Source organism: Sphingobacterium rhinopitheci (assembly GCF_022627575.1).
Lineage (GTDB): Bacteria > Bacteroidota > Bacteroidia > Sphingobacteriales > Sphingobacteriaceae > Sphingobacterium > Sphingobacterium rhinopitheci.
The window spans coordinates 1-530 of the sequence record NZ_JADEYQ010000063.1 but is presented as its reverse complement, the minus strand read 5'-3'; the positions used below and the strand labels follow the sequence as shown (position 1 = coordinate 530).

The following is a 530-nucleotide window of genomic DNA, read 5'->3' as shown; positions in this document are numbered from 1 at the left end:
TATCGCTCTTCGTTGTTTTCCTCAAGCTATACAAGTTACTGATCGATTCCATGTACAGAAACTCGCAATAGAGGCTCTTCAAGATATTCGAATTAAATATAGATGGGAGGCTATAGATTTAGAAAATAATCAAATTAAAGAGGCTAAATCAAAAGGGAAACGCTTTATAGCTGAAGAGTTTAGCAATGGTGATTCTAGGAAATTATTATTAGCTAGAAGCAGATATTTGCTTTATAAGTCACCTAATAATTGGACAGATAACCAAAAATTTAGAGCGAAAATACTCTTCGAGGAATACCCACATATAAAGAAAGCTTTTGACTTAGTACAAGGGTTAAGGAGTATATTCAACACGTCAAAATCAATGAATATAGCATATACGAAGCTAGCGCATTGGTATAAAGATGTGGAATTGGCTGGATTCAAATCCTTCAATACTATTGTCAATACCATATCAGTCAATTACAAATCTATCCTCAATTACTTTATCAATAGATCAACTAATGCTTCCGCTGACCGCGAAGCAGCTA

1 protein-coding gene is annotated in these 530 nt (G+C 34.2%); it reads left to right on the top strand.

The window, feature by feature from the left end; translation table 11 throughout:
• On the top strand, window positions 1–530 hold a 530-nt coding region (locus IP023_RS15790; protein ID WP_241791366.1), incomplete at both ends, for an ISAon1 family transposase.